General features: G+C 38.1%; 18 protein-coding genes and 1 pseudogene. 6 read left to right on the top strand and 13 right to left on the bottom strand.

Annotated features, from left to right (window positions below; translation table 11 throughout):
* Positions 1-85 precede the first annotated feature (85 nt).
* From BMW37_RS05795 to metJ, 5 genes are all read right to left on the bottom strand, one after another.
* Positions 86-1,780, bottom strand: a complete 1,695-nt coding sequence (locus tag BMW37_RS05795; protein WP_093318527.1) for a DUF4139 domain-containing protein — start codon at positions 1,778-1,780, stop codon at positions 86-88.
* 156 nt (positions 1,781-1,936) lie between these two features.
* Entirely contained in the window at positions 1,937-3,040 is a 1,104-nt protein-coding gene (gene proB / locus BMW37_RS05790) for a glutamate 5-kinase (protein ID WP_093318525.1), read from the bottom strand.
* A 460-nt stretch (positions 3,041-3,500) separates the two neighbouring features.
* Positions 3,501-4,427, bottom strand: coding sequence for a homoserine kinase (gene thrB / locus BMW37_RS05785; RefSeq protein WP_093318523.1), 927 nt, complete (start codon positions 4,425-4,427; stop codon positions 3,501-3,503).
* A gap of 181 nt (positions 4,428-4,608) precedes the next feature.
* Positions 4,609-7,065: a bifunctional aspartate kinase/homoserine dehydrogenase I gene (gene thrA / locus BMW37_RS05780; RefSeq protein WP_093318521.1), complete on the bottom strand. Its 2,457-nt coding sequence runs from the start codon at positions 7,063-7,065 to the stop codon at positions 4,609-4,611.
* Positions 7,066-7,499: 434 nt separating this feature from the next.
* Entirely contained in the window at positions 7,500-7,817 is a 318-nt protein-coding gene (gene metJ / locus BMW37_RS05775) for a met regulon transcriptional regulator MetJ (protein WP_093318519.1), read from the bottom strand.
* A gap of 315 nt (positions 7,818-8,132) precedes the next feature.
* Between metJ and metB the strand changes: the two genes are divergently transcribed.
* The 5 genes and pseudogenes from metB to ygiD all read left to right on the top strand — a co-directional run.
* Positions 8,133-9,305 (top strand): cystathionine gamma-synthase, encoded by a 1,173-nt coding sequence (gene metB, locus BMW37_RS05770; RefSeq protein ID WP_093318517.1) that lies wholly within the window; start codon positions 8,133-8,135, stop codon positions 9,303-9,305.
* A 123-nt stretch (positions 9,306-9,428) separates the two neighbouring features.
* Positions 9,429-10,319 carry a methylenetetrahydrofolate reductase gene (gene metF, locus BMW37_RS05765; protein ID WP_093318515.1) on the top strand — a complete coding sequence of 297 codons (891 nt, stop codon included), beginning with the start codon at positions 9,429-9,431 and terminating at the stop codon, positions 10,317-10,319.
* 372 nt (positions 10,320-10,691) lie between these two features.
* The gene (locus BMW37_RS05760) at positions 10,692-11,294 is read left to right on the top strand and encodes an HAD-IA family hydrolase (RefSeq protein ID WP_093318513.1); all 603 of its coding nucleotides are present in this window, start codon (positions 10,692-10,694) and stop codon (positions 11,292-11,294) included.
* A gap of 35 nt (positions 11,295-11,329) precedes the next feature.
* On the top strand, positions 11,330-11,764 hold the full coding sequence (dtd, locus tag BMW37_RS05755) for a D-aminoacyl-tRNA deacylase (RefSeq protein ID WP_093318511.1): 435 nt from the start codon (positions 11,330-11,332) through the stop codon (positions 11,762-11,764).
* A gap of 148 nt (positions 11,765-11,912) precedes the next feature.
* A pseudogene (gene ygiD, locus BMW37_RS05750) lies at positions 11,913-12,710 on the top strand (4,5-DOPA-extradiol-dioxygenase); the annotation flags it as partial.
* 413 nt (positions 12,711-13,123) lie between these two features.
* Here the strand turns inward: ygiD and BMW37_RS05745 are convergent.
* Positions 13,124-13,705, bottom strand: coding sequence for a plasmid pRiA4b ORF-3 family protein (locus BMW37_RS05745; RefSeq protein ID WP_093318510.1), 582 nt, complete (start codon positions 13,703-13,705; stop codon positions 13,124-13,126).
* 194 nt (positions 13,706-13,899) lie between these two features.
* On the bottom strand, positions 13,900-14,883 hold the full coding sequence (locus tag BMW37_RS05740) for a hypothetical protein (protein ID WP_093318509.1): 984 nt from the start codon (positions 14,881-14,883) through the stop codon (positions 13,900-13,902).
* Positions 14,884-14,981: 98 nt separating this feature from the next.
* Here BMW37_RS05740 and BMW37_RS05735 point away from each other — a divergent pair, with 98 nt between their 5' ends.
* Positions 14,982-15,161 (top strand): YoaH family protein, encoded by a 180-nt coding sequence (locus BMW37_RS05735; protein WP_093318508.1) that lies wholly within the window; start codon positions 14,982-14,984, stop codon positions 15,159-15,161.
* 137 nt (positions 15,162-15,298) lie between these two features.
* On the opposite strand, the gene metQ is transcribed toward BMW37_RS05735, so the two are convergent.
* The 6 genes from metQ to BMW37_RS05705 form a co-directional block, all read right to left on the bottom strand.
* The gene (gene metQ / locus BMW37_RS05730) at positions 15,299-16,099 is read right to left on the bottom strand and encodes a methionine ABC transporter substrate-binding lipoprotein MetQ (protein WP_093318507.1); all 801 of its coding nucleotides are present in this window, start codon (positions 16,097-16,099) and stop codon (positions 15,299-15,301) included.
* Between the two features lie 626 nt (positions 16,100-16,725).
* Entirely contained in the window at positions 16,726-18,009 is a 1,284-nt protein-coding gene (locus BMW37_RS05725; RefSeq protein WP_093318505.1) for a hypothetical protein, read from the bottom strand.
* A gap of 83 nt (positions 18,010-18,092) precedes the next feature.
* Entirely contained in the window at positions 18,093-19,433 is a 1,341-nt protein-coding gene (locus tag BMW37_RS05720; RefSeq protein WP_093318503.1) for a hypothetical protein, read from the bottom strand.
* A gap of 184 nt (positions 19,434-19,617) precedes the next feature.
* A complete protein-coding gene (locus BMW37_RS05715; protein WP_093318501.1) occupies positions 19,618-20,832 on the bottom strand; it encodes a hypothetical protein in 1,215 nt (404 codons plus the stop codon).
* A 68-nt stretch (positions 20,833-20,900) separates the two neighbouring features.
* Positions 20,901-22,076, bottom strand: coding sequence for a hypothetical protein (locus BMW37_RS05710; RefSeq protein WP_143047597.1), 1,176 nt, complete (start codon positions 22,074-22,076; stop codon positions 20,901-20,903).
* Between the two features lie 81 nt (positions 22,077-22,157).
* Positions 22,158-24,722: an inverse autotransporter beta domain-containing protein gene (locus tag BMW37_RS05705; protein ID WP_093318497.1), complete on the bottom strand. Its 2,565-nt coding sequence runs from the start codon at positions 24,720-24,722 to the stop codon at positions 22,158-22,160.
* Positions 24,723-25,001: the final 279 nt, after the last annotated feature.

Genomic DNA, 25,001 nt, shown 5'->3' with positions numbered 1-25,001 from the left:
TTCGAAATTAACCTATTAACACTAAATGATTACTACACCATTTAGTGTGGCAATCATTCAGCACAATTTGTGTTATGAGGATAAATTAAAATCCAATAACTGCTTCTTTTTCAGGATATGTTACCTTGTATTTCAGTTCATAGGTAACAGGCGTTTTAGGTTGTAACTCAATTTCACCTTTTAAGATACCTTGAGAGTCTTTCAAGGTGATTTCAGATTTTGCGTCTGCTTGCTCTGCTGGGAATTCAACAAACGGTTTTAACCACTCAGGTATCAAGGTGTATTCAATTTTAATTTTTTCATCGGTTGTAACTGGCACTTGCTGATTAACAATGACACTTACTGGAATTGAATGCAAACTTTGTAAGGTCGTTTTACGCGTTTCGGTCGTAATTTGATTGCTCCAAGATGTCTCATTAAAACGCTCTGGTTGGACCTGTTTGACAATAATATTTTGATCTTCACCTAAGAACAGTTTTAAATCTTCATTCACTTGAGTCTTTGGTAACATACTTTTAGAAATAAACTCATCTTCAATAAAAATATTTAAGTTCCCCGCCAACCAAGGATATTCTGTCTTGTTCTCAATATTGGCAAATAAACTGACTGATGGACTATAATTAGGCGTCACTTCTCTTGTAATCCCTGCATCAAAATGCGTTTCCTGAATTAATACCTTACCAGGCGTGTAGTCACCTTGAACAGTGACCGCCTCGCCAATATTAAACAGCGCATTGACACCTTGAGACGAAACCGTGCTTGCAGGTGCTGCATCATACAGCACATCTTCGCTTACTGGTGCTGCCACCCCTATAAATTGAGCTTGTTCTTCATAGGCTTCACTTGCAACTGCACTCGCTGAAGTCTTCATACGTGAGTTGTTTTTATAGAGACTCAGGTGCCATGGGTACAGTTCAGAAGGTGCTTCAAACATAGGTGGCGTAGTCGACAAAGCTAAATTAACTTTATTCCAATCTTCACCTGTAAATTGCTGAACGACGGCTTGGTAACGTAAATCAAGTTGATTTTCATTAAGTCGCAATTCATAAATCGGCTGCCAACTAGCGTGGTTCACTGCATAAATAACTTTGATGTCTAATTCACCAGGTTCTTTTACGTCATAGTCCAAGGTTAAATATTGAGAGAGTTTTGTATCTTGCTGTTCAAGTGCATCCATTTGTTTCTTAATATTAGCGGCTTGAATATTATAGTCAATTTTGAATGTATCGAGTGCTTTATTTGCATCAAATAAGGCAAGTTGTAATTGTGGCAATTCATCTGTCATTTGTTTAAATAGCTCAATCTCCTCTCGCGTAATTCTTGGTGTGCCGGCAGGAGTGAGCTTAGCCGTTTCGATGACTTCTTTAATGAAATTAATTTTTTGCTCTAATAATTCAATTTTATTGGCGTGTTCAACATACGATTTTTCAAGCGTTTGAAGTTGATTAGATAACTCAATTAGCTCAAGATTTTTTTCATTCGGTTGCTCTTTGAACTGATAGTCAATAAACCTGACAGGCTTAGTCGCTGGATTTTTAAAAGATTGAGAGATTTGAAAAGAGTCGCCTTTGATGTCTATTGGCAAATTTTTTAAAATAACTTGTGACTGTCCCGGTTCAACCTTAACTGTCATTTGTCTGGTCACAACAGCTTGATCACTATACACCGTGACATTTGTGATTTTGGAGTCAGCATAAAAGGCCTGAGCAAATAGCATATTGCTTGTCAGCATAGATATGGCAACGGCACTTAATTTAAATATCTGTTTTGGTGTAATCATTAGCTCAACCTATATTAAAAATATCCCTGATTTATTTTATATACCACTTTTTTGTGGTATCACGCGCATCATATTCCAATCTAACAATTTTATCTAGCTGATTTAAAAATCATTTTTAAATTTAAGTGCATAATTAACAAATGGACAATAAACTCGTTAAACGATAATTAAATCATCACGATGGATTGCGACCGTACCATCAACATAACCTAAAACACCCAAAATATCATTAGAGTGCTTACCAATAATTAATTTCATCGCATCACTATTATAACGAGTTACGCCTCTAGCAAGCACCTTACCATCAATATCCTGCATTAATAACACTTCACCTCTAGAAAAATCACCCTGCACGCTGATGATGCCTTTGGGTAATAAAGAGCTTCCTTTATTTAACAAAGCAGCGGCTGCGCCAGCATCAATAATCAGATGACCTGCGATAGGCGCACCAAAAATCCAACGTTTACGATTCTCAATTGGTGTAATTTGAGCGATAAAACGCGTTGAGCGTAATTTCCCCTGCATTAAATTTAATAACACATCCGCTTCACTGCCTGAGGCAATCGTCACTTCGATTCCTGCTCTTGTTGCGACGTCGGCTGCCTGTAATTTAGTACTCATTCCCCCTGTACCTAATCCAGATACACTATCACCTGCTAGTAATCGAAGTTCATCTGTGATTTTATCTACCACTTCAATTAAAGTCGCATCTGGATTACTTCTAGGATCGGCAGTAAATAAGCCAGCCTGGTCAGTCAAAAGAAGTAATTTATCGGCGCTCGCTAACATGGACACTAAGGCAGATAGATTATCATTATCCCCGACTTTGATTTCAGCAGTAACGACTGCATCATTTTCATTAATAATAGGGATAATATTATTATCTAACAAAGCATGCAGCGTGTCTCTTGCATTTAAAAATCGCTCTCTGTCTTCAATATCAGCTCGGGTCAATAACATTTGTCCGATATGAAGATCAAAAATGGAAAAAAGCTGTTCCCACAGTTGTATTAAGCGACTTTGTCCTACAGCAGCAAGCAATTGTTTTGATGCGGTAGTAGCTGGCAAATCAGGATAATTAAGATATTCTCTTCCAGCGGCAATCGCTCCTGAGGTCACAATCACTATCCTGTGTCCGTTAGCTTGCAATAACGCGCATTGACGAACAAGCTCAACAATTCTTGCTCGGTTAATCTTTTTTGTCCCAGCTGTCAGCACGCTAGTACCTAATTTGACAACAAGCGTTTGTTTCTTTGTCATGAGTAGTTCCTATAATAGACTATTGCTATTATTGAATATAAGAATAGTTAACCATTTTTTGTGGATAGTATAATCGATTTTTTGTAACCGTTCAGCTATATATATTTAAATTAGCTGCTGACACCCCAACCCTACTTTGATGAAGATTTACAGATAAATTGCTAAACGCAGTTAAAAAAGCGCGCAAAAAAATAGAAATACCCCAAACCAGATTAATTGCGTTATCTGTTTTGTATCGAGCAAACTTTAAAATAGAGCTCATCGGAGGATGAATATATTTAAAAAATGAAATGAATACACCAGAATAATAACAATGCTTTAGTCTAAAACCTCATCTCATTTAACAAAAACCACCTAATTATAACTCGTACAATTAGGTGGTTTACGAACTTATTTGTCCTATAGCAATGTAATGGAGCAACCTTTGGAAAAATAAACTGGGAACATTAATTGTTTATTTTCAAATCCGCGAAGTGCCTACAGTATTCAATTGACAGATATGAACAAATCCTTCTTCATTTTGAATATAGCCAGATTGCATTAAACTTGCGACTTTTTCAGCAATCTCTAATGAGTCACAAATCGTAAATACGGTAGGTCCAGATCCCGAAATTCCCATAGCTAACGCGCCTAGTTCTATGGCTTGTTCCCTTACCTGCTTAAAATTAGGTAATAATGATTGGCGATATGGCTCAGCTATCACATCTTGCATAAGCTTGGCTGCTAATTTATCCTGCTTGGTATAACAAGCGTGGATAAATCCTGCAAAATAACGTCCATGATCGATGATATTCGCTCTTGAGTATTGGGCGGGTAAAATGGCTCTCGCTTCAGCCGTTGAAACTTTAATGCCAGGATAAGCCATTACCCAATACCAATTATCAAAACTTGGTACCGATTGACTTATCTGTGGTGGTTCATCTAATATAATTTGTAATCCACCTAAATAGCACGGTGCAACATTATCATAGTGAACTGCGCCAGAGATACGCCCTTCTAGTTCTCCCATTAGTGTTAATAATTGCACTTCATCAAAAGGACGGTTTGCGTATTCATTTAATGCGACAAAGCTTGCAACAACCGAGCATGCACTCGAGCCTAAGCCAGATCCAATAGGCATATTTTTTTCTAAAATCATATGGACAGGTAAAGACTTACCTAAGACTTCACAGAACCTTTGCCAGCATTGATACACAATATTATCTTCCATTTTAGGCGGAAGTTTACTCACAAAAGTACCTTGGCAGTCTAATGAAAATACTTCTGCTGACTCAATACTCACGATATCCCCTAGGCGAGTTCCATCTATCGGGCTAACTGCAGCTCCTAATACATCAAATCCGACGCCTACATTGCCAATTGATGCAGGTGCATATACTGTAATCATACTGATTCCTTTTTATCGAATGTGAAGGCTACTATTCAATTGAATAGTTAATCTTAAAACAGGCATTGCTAGCCTAGTTTAACTTATCCTACTTAAAGCGCCCTTTCTCGAGTGAGTTAAATTGATCATTCACTGAGTAAAGAGGGCATTTTATCAATTAGAGTCAATTTGCTCGTCTGAATTAACGATTCGCGTGCAATCTCAAAATATCAGCAAATACTCCAGCAGCAGTCACATTATTACCTGCACCATATCCACGTAATACTAATGGAATCGGCTGGTAATAACGACTATAAAACGCTAATGCATTCTCGCCATTTTTAACTTTATATAATGGATTATCCCCATCGACTTCAATGATTTTAACAAAGCAGCGGCCATTTTCAATCTCACCAACATAGCGAAGCACCTTCCCATCTTTTTGAGCTGCTTCAATGCGTTGCTTAAAAACAGCATCAAGCTCAGGTAGGCGAGCTAAAAAGGCCTCAACAGAATCCTCTCCTGCAAACTCCCTGCTAACCACACCTTCAACTTCAATATCGCTTAGTTCTAACGCAAGGCCCGCCTCTCTTGCAAGAATTAACACTTTACGCGCAACATCCATCCCCGAAAGATCGTCTCTAGGATCGGGCTCTGTAAAGCCTAGTTTTTTCGCCTCTAACGTCGCTTCTGATAAAGAGCATCCCTCATCTAATCTGCCAAAAATAAAAGAAAGAGACCCTGATAGAATACCTGAAAACGCTTGCAATTCATCCCCGGCACTAAGCAAATTTTGAAGGTTTTCAATTACAGGCAGTCCTGCACCAACATTCGTTTCATACATAAATTTGCGCCTAGTTTTAAGTGCCGTTGTTCTTAATGCTTGGTAGTAAGCAAGGCTAGATGTATTGGCTTTTTTGTTTGGTGTAACGACATGAAATCCTGAGTCTAAAAAGTCAACATACTGATCTGCAATTAATTGATTTGATGTATTATCCACGATAACAGGATTTAATAAATGATTATCCTCTACCCAAGTTTTTATCTGTTCGAAATCAAAACCTGATGTACTTGCGGCTAAGTCAGACTCCCACGTTTCTAAATCAAGCCCTCTAGCATTTAATACCATCTTTTTAGAATTCGCAATACCACATACTCGTAAATCAATATGCCTTGCTTTTAAATTGACTTGCTGAGCTTTAACTTGTTCAATCAGCGCACTTCCCACTCCCCCTACTCCTACTAAAAAGAGTTCAATCACATGGAAGGTACGAAAAAGTGCCTCATGTGTTGCAAGTACTGCAACTTTTGCCCTTTTATCATCAATGACAGTTGAGATAGAACGTTCTGATGAACCTTGAGCGATGGCAACAATATTAATATTTGCATTGGCTAATGCTTTAAATAATCTCGCAGAAATACCTTTTTGTGTCTTCATTCCATCCCCTACCACTGAAATAATGGCTTGATGTTCAATGATCCCAAGTGGCTCAAGCACACCTTCTTTAAATTCTAACCTAAATGCCTCTTCTAAAGCGTTTACCGCACGGCTTAATTCTTTTTGTGGAACACAAAAACTGATGGAATATTCAGAAGAAGACTGAGTAATTAAGATAACAGAAATGCCAGCTAATGACATCGCATCAAATACGCGGGCGGCCATTCCCACCATGCCTTTCATGCCTGGCCCTGAAACATTGATCATAGCCACATCACTAAGATGGGTAATACCTTTGATTGGATAAGTTTTATCATCACACACTGCCGTGATAATAGAGCCTGGAGCACTTGGATTACCTGTATTTTTAATTAAGCAAGGAATTTGAAATTGTGCAATAGGAGAAATGGTTCTTGGATGAAGGACTTTAGCACCAAAATAGGAAAGTTCCATTGCTTCTTGGTACGATAACGAAGGGATTAATCTTGCATCTGGTACACTTCTTGGATCGCAAGTATACACACCATCCACATCAGTCCAAATTTCACACGCAGCCGCTCTAACGCAAGCTGCTAGTACAGCAGCCGAATAATCAGACCCATTTCGGCCTAATACAACTAATTCGCCATTTTCATTACCCGCTGTAAATCCGGCCATTAAGATGACATGGTTTAAGTCTTTAGATAAATTTAACTTAGTAATTCTATCGGAAGATTCATGAATATCAACGGTGGATTCTAAGTAATGCCCTTTTGCTAGTAAATTCTTAACTGGATCTATCACAGTAACACCATACCCTAGAGCACGTAATAGGGCTTGCATAATAGCAATTGAGAGTTTCTCCCCTCTACAAATTAAATCTGCATTCACTGAATCAGGACATAATCCTAATAGCCGAATGCCCTCAAGCCTATTATTAATCTCGTTAAACTGCTCTGTTACAAATGCTTTCATCGCATCATAATCGAATGAAGGTACCTGGGCTTTAAGTCCTGTAAGTAAATTATCAAAAATGGCTATTGCATCCGCTTGGTGGGCTTCAATATTGTCGCCTGCTACCGTTTTTTCAACCATAGCAACAAGATGATTGGTAATTTTAGCGGGAGCAGATAGCACTAAGCCTACTTGGTCTCGGGTGGTATAATCTTTTATAATATCGACTACTTGTAAAAAACGTTCTGCATTTGCTACGGAAGTACCACCAAACTTTAATACACGCATATACCACTCCTAAGTTAATTTTCAGCTTTCACATTATTTTATAAATTTCGCTCAAAAAAAAACCCGCATCATTTTGCGGGTTCTTCATTTTATCTAACTTACTTACACGAAGGCCCGCACCAAAACTGTTGTCATGGTGATAATCGTCATAATAATGGTGCGATTTAATGTAAATTGGGCGTTCATTTCAGTGTTCTCTTACTTTTACTTTAAATTTTTTTGTTGATAGCATCAACGTAATCGTTTTGTATTGTCACTTTTTAAAAGAATTTTAGAGTGATGTCAATTAAATTTTGTCAAAAAATGAGAGATTTGATTAAAGTCATCAATCCCAGATTAATTAGAACATTTTATAATCGTTATGTAATTTATTAATTACATCTGTAACGCAAAATTTCAAAACAAGATGAGTCGGGTTATAGCGGCATGCCTACCTAGTAATCCCACGTTTCTGGATCAATACCAAGTTCCCTCATCATTTTTTGAGCTTCTTCTGGAATGTCATCAGCCCTATCTTTTTGAAGATCCTCATCGCTTGGTAAAGGTTGACCTGTAAACGCATGCAAAAACGCTTCACATAATAGTTCACTATTCGTGGCATGACGTAAATTATTAATTTGGCGACGTGTTCTTTCATCCGTCAAAATTTTAAGTAAATTCATAGGCACAGACACGGTTATTTTCTTGACTTGCTGACTTTTTTTACCCTGTTCAGCATAAGGGCTTATGTACTTACCGTCCCACTGTGCCATAATTTGTCCTTGAATGTTAATGCAATTATCGAGTTAATACGTTAGAGATAACACTGACTAATCAACTATTTGTATGTTAACCTTAACTTATTATAATTTAATTTTGACCATTCTACTCATTTTAATGCAATTTCTCAATTCTAGATTGCTAGCAATCTAGAATTTTAGACGTCTAGACGTTTTTACCGCTAAAAGTATTTGACCTTATGCTAATTTCAATTTAGTCTAAGCATATATTTTACACATCTAAGGATTAAGCCAAATCACTAATCCTTGTCATGACACTTACTGTTACAATAATGAGAGTGAATCAAAATGAGCCATTCAATCCAGAGCGAACATCTAGAAACCTTATCTGTCAGAGGCGGACTTAACCAAGATCAACAGTTTGGGTGTGTTGTCCCACCTATTTACCTATCAAGCACTTACAACTTTAATGATTATAACGAACCAAGAGCACATGATTATTCAAGGCGTGGCAATCCATCTCGTGATTTAGTACAAGACACACTTGCGCAATTAGAAGGAGGAGCTGGCGCTGTCGTTACGAGTAGTGGGATGTCAGCAATACACTTAGTCTGTACAGTGTTATTAAAACCGGGCGATCTTTTAATTGCCCCGATTGATTGTTATGGTGGAAGTTATCGCCTATTTGATAGCGTCGCTAAAAGAGGCGCATTTGATGTGTTATTTATCGATCAAAATGACCCTGAACAACTTAATGCAATTGTTACTAAAAAACCTAAAGTCGTTTTGGTTGAGACGCCGAGTAATCCTTTACTTAACATTGTCGACATTCAAAAAATTAGCCAATTAGCGCATCAATCAGGTGCTATTGTTGTGGCTGATAACACTTTTCTAAGCCCTGCATTACAACAACCTTTAAAACTAGGCGCAGACATTGTTGTTCACTCATGTACAAAATATCTTAATGGCCATTCTGATGTCGTTGCAGGAACGGTAATCTGTAAAGATCCTGCCTTAGCAATGGAAATGGCTTGGTGGGGAAATAATATAGGAGTAACAGGCGGCGCATTTGATAGCTACTTACTCTTAAGGGGCATTCGTACATTAGTGCCTCGCATTAAACAGCAAGAACAAAGCGCGATGCATATCGCAACCTTCTTAGCAGCCCACCCTTTAATTGAAACAGTGTACTATCCTGGACTTGTGACTCATAAAGGTCATGAACTTGCTAAAGCGCAACAAACAGGGTTTGGTGCAATGCTTAGCTTTGAATTGAAATTAGAAGAATCTCGTTTTTCAGAGTTCTTAAATCACTTATCCTTTTTCACTCTAGCTGAATCACTAGGAGGAGTGGAGAGTTTAATATCTCATACGGCAACGATGACACACGCAGGAATGAGTGAAGAAGCAAGACGTGCAGCTGGCATTAAGAGTAATCTATTTAGGCTGTCTGTTGGACTTGAGGCGTATGAAGATTTGATTTTAGATCTTCAAGCTGCATTAGATGCTATGGCAGATTAATTAACTCAAATTCAAACTATTAATCGGTATTAATACTGGGCAGTTTAAGCTTTAAGTAGATTAAACTCTCTCAAATAAATATTATCACTCAATAGTACACACTATTTAATTAAGGAATATCGCATGACTTTTTTCTACGCCCAGCACACAGAAGCATTGAATCAAAATCTTGCCGAACTACAAGGTAAAATTAACGTCTCTTTTGAATTTTTTCCGCCTCGCACTGAAGAAATGGAAAAAACCCTTTGGCACTCGATTGAACGTTTAAGCACATTAAAACCTAAATTTGTATCAGTAACCTATGGGGCTAATTCAGGAGAACGTGATAGAACTCATAGCATAATTAAAGAGATCAAGACAAAAACAGGGCTCATTGCTGCGCCTCATCTAACGTGTATTGATGCGAGTCGCGATCAATTAATTGAGATTGCAAAAGACTACTGGGCCAATGGGATTAGGCACATTGTCGCGTTACGAGGCGATCTTCCTGAAGGAAGTGGTAAGCCTGATATGTACGCATCAGATTTAGTCACTTTACTCAAATCAGTTGCTGATTTTGATATTTCTGTTGCAGCTTACCCAGAAGTCCACCCTGAGGCCAAAAGTGCAGAAGCGGATTTAATCAATCTAAAAGCCAAATTTGAAGCAGGTGCCAACAGAGCCATTACTCAATTTTTCTTCGATATTGAGAGCTTTTTAAGGTTCAGAGATAGATGTGTTTCAGTGGGTATTGAAGCAGAAATTGTGCCTGGCATTTTACCTGTATCCAACTTTGCGCAACTACAAAAATTTGCCACTATGACGAATGTCAAAGTACCGAGCTGGATGAATGGTATGTTTCAGGGGCTTGAGCACGATGCAGAAACCCGTAAAATGGTTGGTGCATCAATTGCTATGGAAATGGTGAAAATTTTAAGCCGTGAAGGAGTTAAAGACTTTCATTTTTACACCCTTAACCGCGCTGAATTAAGTTATGCAATTTGTCATACTCTAGGTGTTAGACCTATGGCTTAGAATGCTTAAGGGATTAATTTATTTTAAATTTTTTTGAATTATATTTTAACGATAAAAGCTATCAGCAAATGGTATCATCAAGATATCAATCATGTATGGTTGAGATAAATCATCTGCCTAAAATAAGATGAATTCGTACCAACCATACTGCATTAAGCACTCAAATAAGTATCTACAGCAGATACCTGACAACTGATACTTGAAATAGATAATACCTAACTTTAAGTACATAGCAGTATTATGTTAAGATAGCTTAAATGAAACTGGCCAATTCAAGTCATAATTCATTACCCACCAAATTTATTCAATTAAAAACGAATGAGCCGAAACTAATCGGCTTATATAAAATGGCTAACTAGGAGAAATGAAATAATGCTCTATATTTTTGATCTTGGTAATGTACTCATTGATATTGACTTTAATCGTGTTCTCGGAGTTTGGAGCCATTTATCCGCCACACCACTGCACGAATTACAATCTAAGTTTTCATTAGATGAGAATTTTGCACGACATGAGAAAGCACTTTTATCGGATGAGGCTTTTGCTCAAGCAGTGAGTGAGCAGCTTGGTATTTATTTAAGTTTTGAGCAATTCATAGAAGGGTGGAATGCCATTTTTATAGGAATTCGTCCTGGTGTGCTGGATTTAGTCAGACAAATTAAAGCGCAGGGCCATCGAGTTGTCATGCTTTCTAATACAAACCTGGCTCATACACTTTATTGGCAATCAGAGTACCCCGAAGTGTTAGCGCCTTTTGATCATGTTTATCTTTCTCACGAAATTGGCATGCGCAAACCAGATAAAGAAATTTACGAGTATGTTCTTAATCAAGAAGGGTATAAAGCAGAGGGAACGATCTTTTTTGATGACAATCAAGATAATATTAATGGGGCCAAAACGCTAGGGATAGAGTCAGTTCTTGTCAGCGATAAAACAACCATTGAACGCTATCTTAAATCAAGAAACATTCTATAAATTTCATATAAGTCACTTGAACAAAAGGGATAAAGATGATTGCTCTAATTCAAAGAGTCAAATTTGCCGAAGTATGTGTTGAGGGCATGTCGATAGGCCGAATTGAACAAGGTCTTTTAGTCTTTTTAGGAGTTGAGGCGACTGATGGCGAGAATGAACTTCAAAAACTAAGCCAAAAAATTCTTAATTATCGCATTTTCAGTGATGAAAAAGGCAAAATGAATCTTAATGTCAAGCAAATTAAAGGGCAATTACTGGTTGTCTCACAATTTACTCTAGTTGCCGATACTGATAAGGGATTACGCCCTAGCTTTTCAAAAGGAGCGTCGCCTGAACAAGCAAAAGCACTTTACGAATCGTTTATCGAGATGTGCAGACTTGAAATTGACACACAAACAGGAGAGTTTGCGGCCGATATGCAAATTACGTTATTAAATGATGGCCCTGTCACCTTTTCACTTCGCGTATAAAATACCTTCGAAAAATGATTTAATTTTAATCCATAACGTGAAATAATACTATTTAACTATATAAATTAAATGGTGCGAGTACAATTGTTCTTCTTTTAAGACTATAATTATTCATAATACTCCGATAAAAAAGGTAAAACGTCTTTCGATGAAAAAAAAAGAAACATTGATGCCGGCGCTTTTTCTAGCGCACGGTTCTCCAATGAATGCTATTACACTTAATCGGTTTAGCTTGAGTTGGCATCAATTAGGGTTACAACTGCCTAAACCAAGAGCCATTTTAGTGGTGTCAGCCCATTTTACAACACAAGGCCAGACAGCAATCACAGCGATGGATAGACCCAATACTATCCATGATTTTGTTGGATTCCCTAATGAATTAGTCGATTTAGTGTACCCTGCAAAAGGTGCATCTTTTCTTGCCTCTCATATTGTCAAAACACTTGAAGAATTCACCCATATTTATGAAGACTACACTGATTGGGGCTTAGACCATGGTGCTTGGACTATATTGGCTAATATGTATCCTGATGCAGATATACCAGTTTTAGAACTCAGCCTTGATATGACAAAACCGATAGCCTACCACCATCAATTTGGACGAGCATTAAGTGAATTAAGACGCCAAGGAATATTATTAATTGGCTCAGGGAATGTAGTTCATAATTTACGATCTTTAAAGTGGGAACTTGACCAAACGCCTTATACTTGGGCCGATGATTTCAACCAGTTTGTACATGAAAACCTTGATAGTCATGCGTTTACTGAAGATCACCCTTTGGTCAATTTCCAATCTCATCCTGATTCGTTACTGGCTAATCCGACGATTGAACACTATCTCCCAATGCTGTATATTTTAGGGGCTTGGACAGGAAGAGAAAAGCTTCAAGTCTTTAACAACGTGATTTTGCAAGGTTCACTTAGCATGCTCTCTTTTATGGTGGGTGATGACGAACTGAATTTATCTTTAGAGTCCGAAAATTTGGTCGGAGCCGCCTATGGTTCATTTGAAGCGCCCCCTAAATTAGAATTGGATTTTTTCGCTGATTATAGCGCTGATGAACTCGCTGAAAAAGAAGATTCGGATACAGATACTGAATTATCAGCTCTTCAATCAAATACAGAATTAGTTAGCTCCCTACCCGATTCGAGCAATCTGCTTGAGCAAGACGACAATCAGTCTCGAGAAGAAGATAAGCTGACTCAAGAAGAGTCGCCTACGGTCAAAAAACGTGGCGGATTTTTCAAATCAAAATTAAGAACTGTGGCTAAAAAACTAAAAGGAAAAAATGACATCTAGTTCAATTAGCCAAACGTTAATCATTGATTGACTAGGCATAGAGCCTAGTCAATCGTGACTCAAGATAAACACCAATCAACAAAACGATGCCTTGAATGACGTATATAGCGGTAAAGATGTAATTGAACCCATCTAAGATTAAACTCCTCAGGATCAAATTCATCACCATACCACTCTATCATGTCATTATATTCTGGATGTTTTTTATTCTTCATTATATGACAAAAATTCTCATATCCAGGGATACCGCCTACATCTTCTGGCGGAGCTGACCTAGCACCATCTTGAATGCATAGATAAAATTCATCAGGCTTGACTTTATAATTACTGTTTTCAAGTGTTAATTCATATTCCCAGCCATCGCCAAAATCGTAAAAATACTTAAATTTTGTCTTAGCTCTTTTCACTAGATCCCCTAAAACGTACTGCCCACACTCTAAACCTTCATTTTCGCTTTCAGGTTGTTGCGTATAACGTTTGTCACCAATCACAAACTCAAATAAATGCCTATCTTCTAATTCAAATGAAATTTGAATGACATCATGCAATCTATCTAGCGTAATATCTGAAGGTACGACTAACCTGCGCCATATCACCGGCTCAATATCCACTAGCTGAATATTCAAAACATAAAATTTCATTGACTTACCTCCGACCTATTTATCTAAATTAAACGCGTACCAATTAAAATCAACGCTCACTTTGCTAACCCCATTCATTCACACTAATTCTGTCACAGAGAGCTTGAATAATTAACACTGTTAACTAAATTTCAACTCATTGACACTTTACTAAAGCTAATATAAAAGTAGCTCCGTATTATCTAAAAAGGTGATTATTGACCAGGCGAAAATTCAGATAAATTATCAGATAATACCCACCCTTTATAAATTCGCCCATTTTTTGCAGTATAGCTCACCTTGGTATAAAGCCCAAAAACCGTGGAAGTGTTCACTTCATCACCCTCAATAATAAAAATATTGCTTTGGATAAATTCACCACTATCAAGCTCATAAAAATAGGTTCTGCCAGGATATGTCACATATTTAATAGATTGATTAGCTGTAGTTGATGTCGTCTTAGTTGATTCAGCGCTTGGAGCAGTTAATGTATCTGATGCAGTTTCTACTCCTAACAAACAAGATTGGAATTCTAAGGATTGCACTTTATTGATGACTAATGGTATGGGGCTTTTATCTTCCCCCTCAAGTTGCCACAAGGTACCTTCATCTAAATCATACTGAAGCATTGCCATTGTGCCTGATTGTCCACTTACCGCACGGACATAATGCACTTTAGCAGTAAGATATCGATGAACAATTCCTGTAATATCTAGCTGTATCTCTTCTTCTGGTATTAACCAATAATCAAATGGAAAATCACTTTTCATAAAGAGCTGTTTGAATGTGGGATAACAACTTTGAGCCTTAGCTTTATCTAAGCGAGATAAGATAACTTGATCATTTAAGAGTAAGTTGTCACCAGTCGAGGTAAGCTGCAATTGACGTACCGTACTAGTAGGAATCCAGCCTGAGTGTTGAGTGCCTGTTTCGTCTTGATAATTAATCGAGTAATACCCATTTAAAAAGGCCTTAACGATTACTCTATCATTTGTAGTCAACGTTTTAGCTCCTTGATGACAAGACCCAACAGGAGCAGATTGAATTAAAACAGGGTCATCGCTAATAATTTTATACAGATTTTTTTGTGTTGGCATTACAACTTGCACGCCTAAATCCATATTCTCACATGCATAAATTGGATAGCTCGATAGCAATAGCGCACCAATAAGGGTATTTTTAATTAGGTGTTTAAGCATTATATGGTGTCCTAGCGTGATATACTATGAATTGGTTTTAGTGTTGCATACTATAATGGATTACACGATATAATGGTAATATTTTAGAGATTAATTAAATGAAAACAGATACTCCAGCATTAAGTGCAGCAGAACAAATGGCTGCAGCCGAACTTATTTCAGAGATGATAGCCAAAGGATATAGCTCAGGAGAAGCAATTAAAATTGTTGCAGATAAAATCAGACGTGAACATAAAGGCGAATATATTCACGTTAAATTTGAAGATGACGAAAAATAAAAGACCTTTTGGCATTCATCGTCTTGCATTGAACAATGCAAAAACATTCTAGTTTAGCTGACCCTAACCAAAACTAGATAAATCATCTACAGCACACGCTTAAAAATCGTGCTTTTAAGCGTGTGCGTCATGTCTATTTACCAACCTTTAACTGAACTTCCTTCAAATAAACGGTCAGCTGCCTGCTCTACTTCGTCTGATTGAAAAGAATCGATAAATTGCTTCACTTCAGGATTATCTTTATTCTCTTCTCTTGCGACAATAATATTCACATAAGGTGAATCTTTATCTTCAACAAATATACCATCTTTTTTAGGTGTGAGTCCTATAGCCGTAGAAAAACTCGTATTAATAATTGACAGTGCCACTGTATCATCCTCTAATGAAGCTGGAAGTAAAGGCGGTTCTAGTTCAACAATGTTGAGATTTTTGGGATTATCAATAATATCTATTTGTGTTGGATTAAGACCCACCCCCTCTCTTAAGGTAATTAAATTTTGTTTTTCAAGCAATAATAAAGAGCGGCCAAGATTAGTTGGATCCATCGGTACTGTGATAGTACTGCCAGGTTTTAATTCATCAAGTGATTTGATATTTTCAGAGTAAGCTGCAATTGGGTAGACAAACGTATTAGCCACAGGCACGAGCTTGTATCCTCTGGCCTCAATTTGCTCATCTAAAAAAGGTTTATGCTGAAAAGCATTTAAATCAAGCTCGCCTGAATCTAACGCTTCATTTAAAATCACGCCATCGGTAAACTCTAATAATTCTACGTCAAGCCCATAACGTTCTTTCGCAACTAACGCTGCGGCTTCAGCAAGTTCCGTTTCTTTTCCAGTAATGACACCTACTTTAATGCTTTCAGCGCCAACAAAAGGTGCGACTAGGAGTAATACGGTAATAAGAGGGGATTTAATTAATTGTTTTAGTGGTTTCATATTCTTTCCTATCATGGTTAGCGTATCGTTCTTGTTATTAAAAAGTCGCACAGCTTGCGCGAATCAATGTACAAGAATAATGCCCCATTTCCTTTTGAAAAGAAAATAGGGATTGGTTATACGCTATACTGAAAAGGTATTGGCCTTCGGTCAGAAGATATTCTTGGTTTAAAAGAAGTTAGATGAGTTAGAATTCAATTTTTATGAAAGAAGGGATTCATGTACGGGGTTGGAATAACAGGTTCAGACTCTGCCTATTGATGCTCTGATGCTGCTTCTAAAGCGATTAGGATGCCAGTATTCTCAAGTTGTTCAATATTTTACTCAGCCTTTGCTGTCTGTTATTTTTGCCATGAATTGGTCCAGTATCACCGCTTGCTTTTCTACTGCGTGTACTGAGCTTATCGATACAACAGGCAAAATCAAACACATCAAAAGCGTGAGTTTAGTCATGCGCATAGGTTCAATACTTGTTTAATAATGAACCCTGTTAAACGCTAAATATAAATGATTTAGTCTGACTCATATTGTATAAAATACGCTAGAAAAAACGATTAAAAGGCTAAAGAGACAGTTTACAGAGCCCCAAATATCTGAGGCTCTGGATAACTATTTCTTCAACATAATTAAGGCGCTGGAGTGCCTGTATTCGCCTCTGAAGTTAGATCGTCATCAAAGCTTACAGTAATCGCAAGTTTTTGTTGGCTAACATACGTGCCGCCACCTAAACTTGTTTTACCAGCATCATTATCTGCCTGTGTGGTGATTGATAATACATTTGAGGCAACTTCTTGTCCATCAATTTGCCAAGTGATGGATTTTTGGAACTGCGGTGCTAAGTTTGGTCCAAGAGAATCAATGTTAACCACATAAGTACCATTTTGTGCAGCCAAGCTACCACTATAATTGACTAACCACTCTGGCGTACCGCTGGTATCATCATATTCAACTTCATAGATACCTACTACATATTTTGTATTAACCATCGGAATACCTGGAGTCAAAGTACTGAGGTCAATAGGTGTTACCGGTGTTTTACCATCTGCTTGTAATAATAGTTCTCCAGCTCTGTCTCTAGGCTGATAGCCCGCTTGAAAAATTTCATCTGCTTTACCTAATTCATTATAAATTAGCTTATCAGTATCTGGATGACCATCATTATTTTCATCTAAACCAATACGAACAATGTATTCAGTGGTTGCATAGATGATACCTGTTCCATCACCAGGACCACCAGGTGCAGCTGGATCTTGTGTACCACCAGGACCTGTTACTTGGGGGTTTTCTGGTGGTTCAACAGGGTCAATAGGTTGATCTGGAGAATCTGGAACAACTCCAGGGGGTAGGACTCCTTCAGGTACCCCAGGTAAAGTTAAATCTGGCGGCGTAATAGAACCTGCTAATTTAATGGCATTTGTAACTTCAATTGCCTTACCAATTTCCGGTAGCCCTTCTTGTGTTGTTGGGATGATACGAAATGCAAGGACTTTATCGTTATTTTTATAGACAATTGGTTGGCCTGCATTATCAACACGAGGAATGGTGAATGTTGGGCCTGTTTCTAATGGCGCATTAACATCCGTTGCAGGGAGCGCGGGGTCGTAAGGAGGTAAGGCTGTTTCGTCTTTACCCAAAATATACCACTGAATCGTTGCTTTACTTTGATCGATTTCAGTGTCGCCTGAAGCGCCATTATCAGGATCAAAATACCAATATAAGTCACCAATCGAGACCGTTGCACCTGGTTTTAATTCACCCGTCACACCGACAACTGGAATTAATGGTTGATAACCATGAATAGCTTGTGTAGCTTGTGTGGTTTTAACAGCAGCACCTGCCATTGTACTGGTTAATAGCATCGGGATAGCGACGGCGAGCAGTGTTTTATTAAATGTAATTTTAAGTTTCATAATGAGTTTCCTTGTTAATTAAAATTTTATATAGAATCAATTTTTATATTGCCCTGAAACAATTACGAATCAGGGTAGATTAATTACTCTGCTGGCGTTTCTATAGGTGCCGCTGGTGCTGTGCCTCTATTGATTGGAGCCGCGATGTTATCCTCGAACGTCACACCAATGACTAAACCTTGTTCACTGGCAACTGAGCTGACAGCTTTGGCAACATCATTATTTTCTTGAGTGTTGAATATTAGCTCACCATCAAACTCGCTCATCAGCTCATTAGATGCAGGCGTTGTTAATGTTGGTGCGCCTTGCTGTCCACTTGCACCAAGTGTCCATTTAATGGAGTTTTTAAATGCACCGACCATATTAATTGGGACACCCTCATCTTCTTTAACTAGCACTGCATTAGTGGTTGCATCTCGTAAAAAGTTGCCATTTTCATCACGTTTCGCTTCATAAATTGCAACTGCGTATTGTGCTTTAACAGTTGGAATCGTTGGTGTTTTCAACGAAACCGGAATTTGAGCTAATTCAGTTATACCATCAGCATCTAACAGTCTGTTACCATAGGCATCAACAGGATCAATTAATTTTGTTTTTGTTGCATCGGCTAAATCATCGTAAACTATTCTATCCAAATCTAGCTCAGGCAATCCAGTTGTTGCATTTATGATAACAGCACCATTGGTATCAAGCTTCGCATAAGCAATTCTAACTAGGAAGCCATCGCCTGAAGGATAAATGACCCCTGAGCCATCAGATGGACCATCTGGATCGGTTGGTGGGTTATTACCACCAGGTCCTGTTACTTCTGGTGTTCTATCCCCTGGTGCAGTAGGATCTTCACCTGGTGTGTAGGGATTATCTGGAATAACAGGCAATTCTGAAGGTGGTACGTCAGTTGGCACAACTGACCCTGCTAAAATTACGGAGTTTTTAACTTCTACAGCCTTACCGATATCTGGTAAACCGTTCTCTGTTAAAGGTACGATACGAAATGAAAGAATTTTACGCTCATTTGCGTAATCAATATCATTACCATCTTTATCTACAAACGGAATGGTGAATGTCAATCCAGTACCCCAAGCATCAGCGGGTAGTGGAAGAGCGGCGGCGGCATCGGATTCATTTCTAATGTACCACTGGATAATGGCCTTTTCTTCGTCTTTACTGATATCTTTTTCACTATCAGTGCCTGGCTTATTATCTCTATCAAAATATGCATAATATTCATCAGAAATCGTCACTTCTGCACCAGGTTTCAATTCACCTTTTGCCCCGACTAGCGGTAGCAACGGTTGGAAACCGTGAATTGCAAGCGTGCCCGTAGTATTACGCTCTGCTGCTGTAGCAAGCGTACTACCTAACGTCATTGAGATTGCTAATGCCAATAAAGCAGGCTTAATCATTTTTTTCATCATTGTCATAATCATTTCCTCATTTTTATTCGGTAAGCTAAGTTTTTAATTCTTTTTTACAATTCTAATTTTTGATGAGCCTTAACTGACCTTAATTTAGTTAAACTTTAATCAGCTAAAACTCGTTATTATCATTTATACTTCATACTATTTTTACTTTTAATACTAATTTCGCGTTCATATAATCTACGTATTAAGGGGTTGTTTCATCTGTCACCTCCTCAATATTCACAGGTAATGGGGTATTATTGTCTTCACTCACAACAGGCTCGACTTCAGGCTCAATATCAGGTTCTTTGCCGTCATCAAATACGAAAGAAATTTGAGTGCCTTGCTCACTACGCTCAGCACCAGTCGCAACTTGAGCGGCTTTATTGGTTATCTGCGTTGTAAATGTTGCTTGGCCTCTAGTATCTATCGCTTCAGCAGTTGGCGCTATTGTGGTTTGTGTTCCATCTAAACGTATATAAGTACCATTACCTTCGTTATCGTCTAATTTCAATCGCCATACGATGCTAGCTTTGAAGGTATCTGTGTTATCCACTAAATTATCTTGTGTGATGTCATTGTCTTTAAATGACACAATCTGTGCATAATAAGTCGTATGTGTATCAGCAAATGGTTTGATTTGCTCAGCAGGAGTTAAGCCGGTTTCATCCCACAAAAATATCTTTTTGCCGTCAGTATTCATTCCAGCAGGAGTTAATGGATCTAACTCAACATTAGGATCATCTTCAAAGGTATAAATACGTGTGTAATAAGTTACATCCGTATCCCCACCGATAATGCCAGGATTATCAGGATCGGGTCCTGCTGCAAGACCAGGCTCATCAGGTGTGATGGGCTCACCGTTTTCATCTTGACCACTGACAAAAGCGACATCCAGAACATCTAAACGCCTACCAACTGTGGGAAGGCCCGTCTCTGATTTTGGAATCACTCTAAAGCCTAATTTTTTACCAGCCGATCCTGCTGGCAGTACAACCTCAGCGGTTGTTTGAGTAGCCAGTAACTCAGCACCTGCAAACTCCCCAACTAAATTTTCAGGTTCTGCCGATAATGGCAGGGTTTGCGCTGCGTAATCTGCTGGTAATAACCACCACTCTACCGATGAACCTTCTAAAGTCAGGTCCCCCGGATAAGTATCTGTTTGTTCATCTAAAGCGCGAATATCTAAATCTTCATCAATGGGTAAATATAACCGGCCTGATTTAGGCATTAATGAGACGGTATTACCTTCATATAACTCACCAATTGCGGCAATTTTGGCAATATAAGGCGCATGACCTTTTATGAGCAGACTATCGCTAGCTGCTCTCGGCTCTGCATACGCTAATGTGTGAGATAAACTTGCACTAAGCATCACCGCAATTACGGTGGGCATTAGGGCAAATTTGAATCTTTGCATAACGTTCCCTTATTGAGTTAATTTTGGATAACAATATTTATCCATCTAGTTCGGTTTAAACTGATACTTTATTCTGATACTTTGATCAGTAATGCATCATCATATTCCACTTGCATTCTTGATTTTTGCTGCCTTTTATTACCTGTTGAATCAATCTCAATGGTTTGATTAGTATCAATCCCATTTTGGATACGATTCGGGTCGAAATTCCGATAAATTTTATACTTATCATCATTCGTAACCTGAGTTGTAAAGCTGAGATCATTTCTGTTAAACACAACATTTGCAATCTCACCTTTCTCGTAGACTAATTGCCATTTAATATGTTTGACAAAGTTTTCTTTTGCAGCAGCAAATTCCGCTGAATCATTCACATTGGCAATCGCATATGTATCTGTCACATCATCATTATTTTCATAAAATCTGATATAATAAGTACGTCCACCTGTTGCAGGTAAATCCAGCGTTGATGCTTTTGTGATATCAACTGCAACCTCATTGTAATGTGTACTTGGAATGTTTTGGTCTTGTCTTAATACTGGAATATACTCATCATCTTGTTTTACGGTAATGAGTGCATCTAATACAACCGGTTGCCTAATTGGTACGATAACTTTACCGCATTCATTGACCAGATTAGTGACACTTGTCTCACCTGTTGCACTGAGCGACCATTGTTTATTTAAACTATCAGCATCGCTAGGGTTAAAGCTTCCTATTAACACTGCTGGGTTATAATCTGGGTAACCTGTTACTGTAAAAGGTTGAATTTCAAATTCAATTGAAACTCCATCATTCAAATCAGCTTGAGTTAATACTAACTCATAATCCTCTTCAGCAATCTGTGTTCTCGAGCCATCTACAATTCTAAACCAACGAACACTCGAGCGTGTCCCACCTGGCTCAATTGATTTTGTGTCATCATCATGTTTAATCAAATCTTCATCTGCATCAGATAAGCGTGGATTGAGCGTCAAGCGCCCACCCACTTTAAGTTCTCCTGTAAAACAGACATTTAACTCTGGTGGCGTTCCGATCAAACGTCCTGTTAGCTTAGAAGCAACATACCCCTCTTCGCTGGGTAATATACCCAATTCTGTAGGGGGGGTATTTTCCCAATCCTGTGCATATACTGGCAACATCCATAAAGTAGGGAGTAAAAAGAGACCAAGCATAGCCTTACGAGCTGAGCGAAATGGCGCTCGGCAAGTCAGGTACGGCTTGTAAAAAACTTCTCTTATCACGTGTTATTCCCTAATTAAATAACTATCATTACACAAACATTACACCAATTGATGAGCGTTCATTAGCACACTCAAATCTCATCAAGCCACATATTTAAAATCACTACAACGACTAGCATTACCATTAGTAGGTGTAGGTGAATTTAATTTAGGTTTGCTTGGATTGTATTCTATATACAGTTGCAATCCTTGCTCATTAGGAGTAGGAATAACCCCATCCATTCCATCGACCAATGAACCTGTAATTGTAGGGCTTAAATCATTATTTTTATTATTTGTGATTTGTGTTGAAAACATAGCTTTATTATCACAACGGCTTATCCATGATGGGAGATCATCAGTCGTTCCTGTCTCTGGGTTAAAATAACGCCAGCGTAACGTATCTATGAAAAACCTTGTGACATCAGTGCCATTTTCATCTCTGATTTCAGCACGATAATACGTATCAGGTTTAATAGGCTCATCATCTTGTAGCTGACGCTTAAGATTTATTGCCATACCGTCAGGACCTTGGTCGAATATCAAAACAGTATAAGGCCCTTTAAGGGAAACGAAATTAGCCTCAGCAACCGCTTCTCTATAGTCAAAATCTTCCGAATCAAAATCAACTTTCACTGTCACATCAGAGGCATATTGATAACTTAGCGTTAGTTCCCATAGCCCATCATTATCTTCATCTTGATAGGCATATCTCCCTTTTAACTCATTAGTGATGTCCCTATCATTTAAATAGAATGAAAATCTTGGGATAGCATCGATATCATTTTCATATACTTTGGTGTTATCATCATTTAAACGATCAGTAGGACGCGTTGCCCAAGCTTCAAAATAGGTCGTATAATCATCAAACCCATCTCCATCTGTATCACTTTTTAATGTGTAGTCTTCATTATTCGTAAATGCCGCGCCTCTGATTGTCTTGATAAACCCACCTCTATCAGGAATGACGGTCACAACAGCTTCATTAGAAACCAACTGCTCACCATCTGATAAATTCACTGTCATCGTAACATAATATTTATTCATTTCAGGATCGCTTGAACGCTTCCAATCTGGGGCATTAAACTCCCAGTTACCTGCATCATAACTAAGAAAACTATCTGGATTAACTGGTATACCTTGATAAACTACATCCCATTCAACGTTTGAAGGAGCAGTTAATTCACTATTTTGAATACTCAGTTCTTTTGTTGTGTACTCTAAAACAACTTCACTGGCCAGTTTAATACTATTATTCGGTTTTTCACGGTATTCAAGCACAATGTCGTAATTTCTATCAACTAAATCATAACGACTACCTTTTAAACTACGGGCTAATGCAACATTGTTTGGATCAAGCTGCTCTTCAATTGGCTTGCCGACTTGTAAATTTAAATTAAGATCCAAGCGAGTATCTGTTTTACCCTCTTGTCCAAACTTTTGCGATGCTTTAAGCGTCAGTAACGGGACAGGTGTGTAATCTATCCCTATCGTCGCTGCGTACGGGTCTTTTTGACGATCATTCACACCAAACAAGGCAACTTGATCTCCAAAATACTGCTCAAATACTGCAGATGCACCTAACTGGGGGTAAGAAGGTAAATACCCCTGAGCTCGCACATCAAATCCTTCTGCTGCACGCTCTTCAAAGTTTTCTAAAACTTTTGAATCACGCCAGTCAGATAAGGGCATGTAATAGTTCGCAGACAACTTCGCATTATCCATCCAAAGCTCGGTACCAAGTCCAAGACGACTGTTATAACCTGTGAAATCATGGTCAAAAAACGCATTTGCACCAACTAAATAGGCATCAGTATCATAACGATACCCCAAACCAAAATTACCAATCAAACGGTCTTCATCACCACTCCCTTGTTGATGAACCCCTGTTTGAGCAAATATTAATGATTCATTATTATCAAAAATAGGACTCAAAAGAGAAAAACTACTACCTTTTAAACTTCCTTTTTCATCAATTGAAATAGTTGATTGCGCTTTACCAAATTTACCTAATAACTCATTCGCACCTTGCTGAATCGGTTGCATTACAGCGGATTTCGCGCGGCTAGTCGCCCATGATTCAGCACTTTGCTCAAGCTTATCAATACTAAAATTTTCCCAGCCCTTATCGATAACATATACAGCACTTTTCGCTAAGCGTTCTTCTGCTGTCTCTGCTAATAATGGCGTTAAAGGAGTTTGCTCAACTAAGCTCTCACCCAATTCTTGCGCTTGTAAAATAACCTCAGAGCCATTTTTTTGTTTTACTTGCTTACCAGAAGCCCCACCTAAATCAGGTAAGTTAATTGCCTCAGGTGTATTTAGCTTAATATTAGCCACTAAAGATGAATTAGCAGGTAAGAGAAGTTGCTCGCCTGCTTTTAGATGTGTTCTGTTATCTAAATTACCATGGTTTAAAGCACGTAAGTCATCTATCGTTATTTGGCTTTGTAAAGCAAGTTGATAGAGACTTGTTTCTTCAACAAGTCGATAAGACACGGTTTGATTTTGCTCAGCGTTAACCAGGCTTTCGCTAAGGTTTGCGTGAACCGAAAAAGGGAGATAAGCTGCCATAGTAATAGCCAGGCACAAAGAGTTTCTAGCACTTTGCACCACAGCACCTACAACCCACTTAATGTTGGTTCTCGTCCATGAATGACTCTTCATTTTATTTTCCGCTTCCGTAATCTGGCTAAATTAAAAACAAACTTTCAAAACTTATTATATTGTAACTTTCATTATCATTTTAAGTATTTTATTATCATTGATTACATTTAGCAATGAAATATATACAATATTTGTATTTTTTTGTAATTACATCCAACTTTTATAGTTAACGAGACCTGATGAAATATTAAATAAATACAAGCACATTGATTGTTAAAATACTAAAGAGCATAATCAGATTTTGAGCTATTTTGTTAAAATATTCCATAACAGGGTATA

Origin of the sequence: Thorsellia anophelis DSM 18579 (assembly GCF_900111395.1) — a bacterium.
GTDB classification, from domain to species: domain Bacteria; phylum Pseudomonadota; class Gammaproteobacteria; order Enterobacterales; family Thorselliaceae; genus Thorsellia; species Thorsellia anophelis.
Note: the sequence above shows the minus strand (reverse complement) of the source record. Positions and strands in the feature narration are given on the sequence as shown.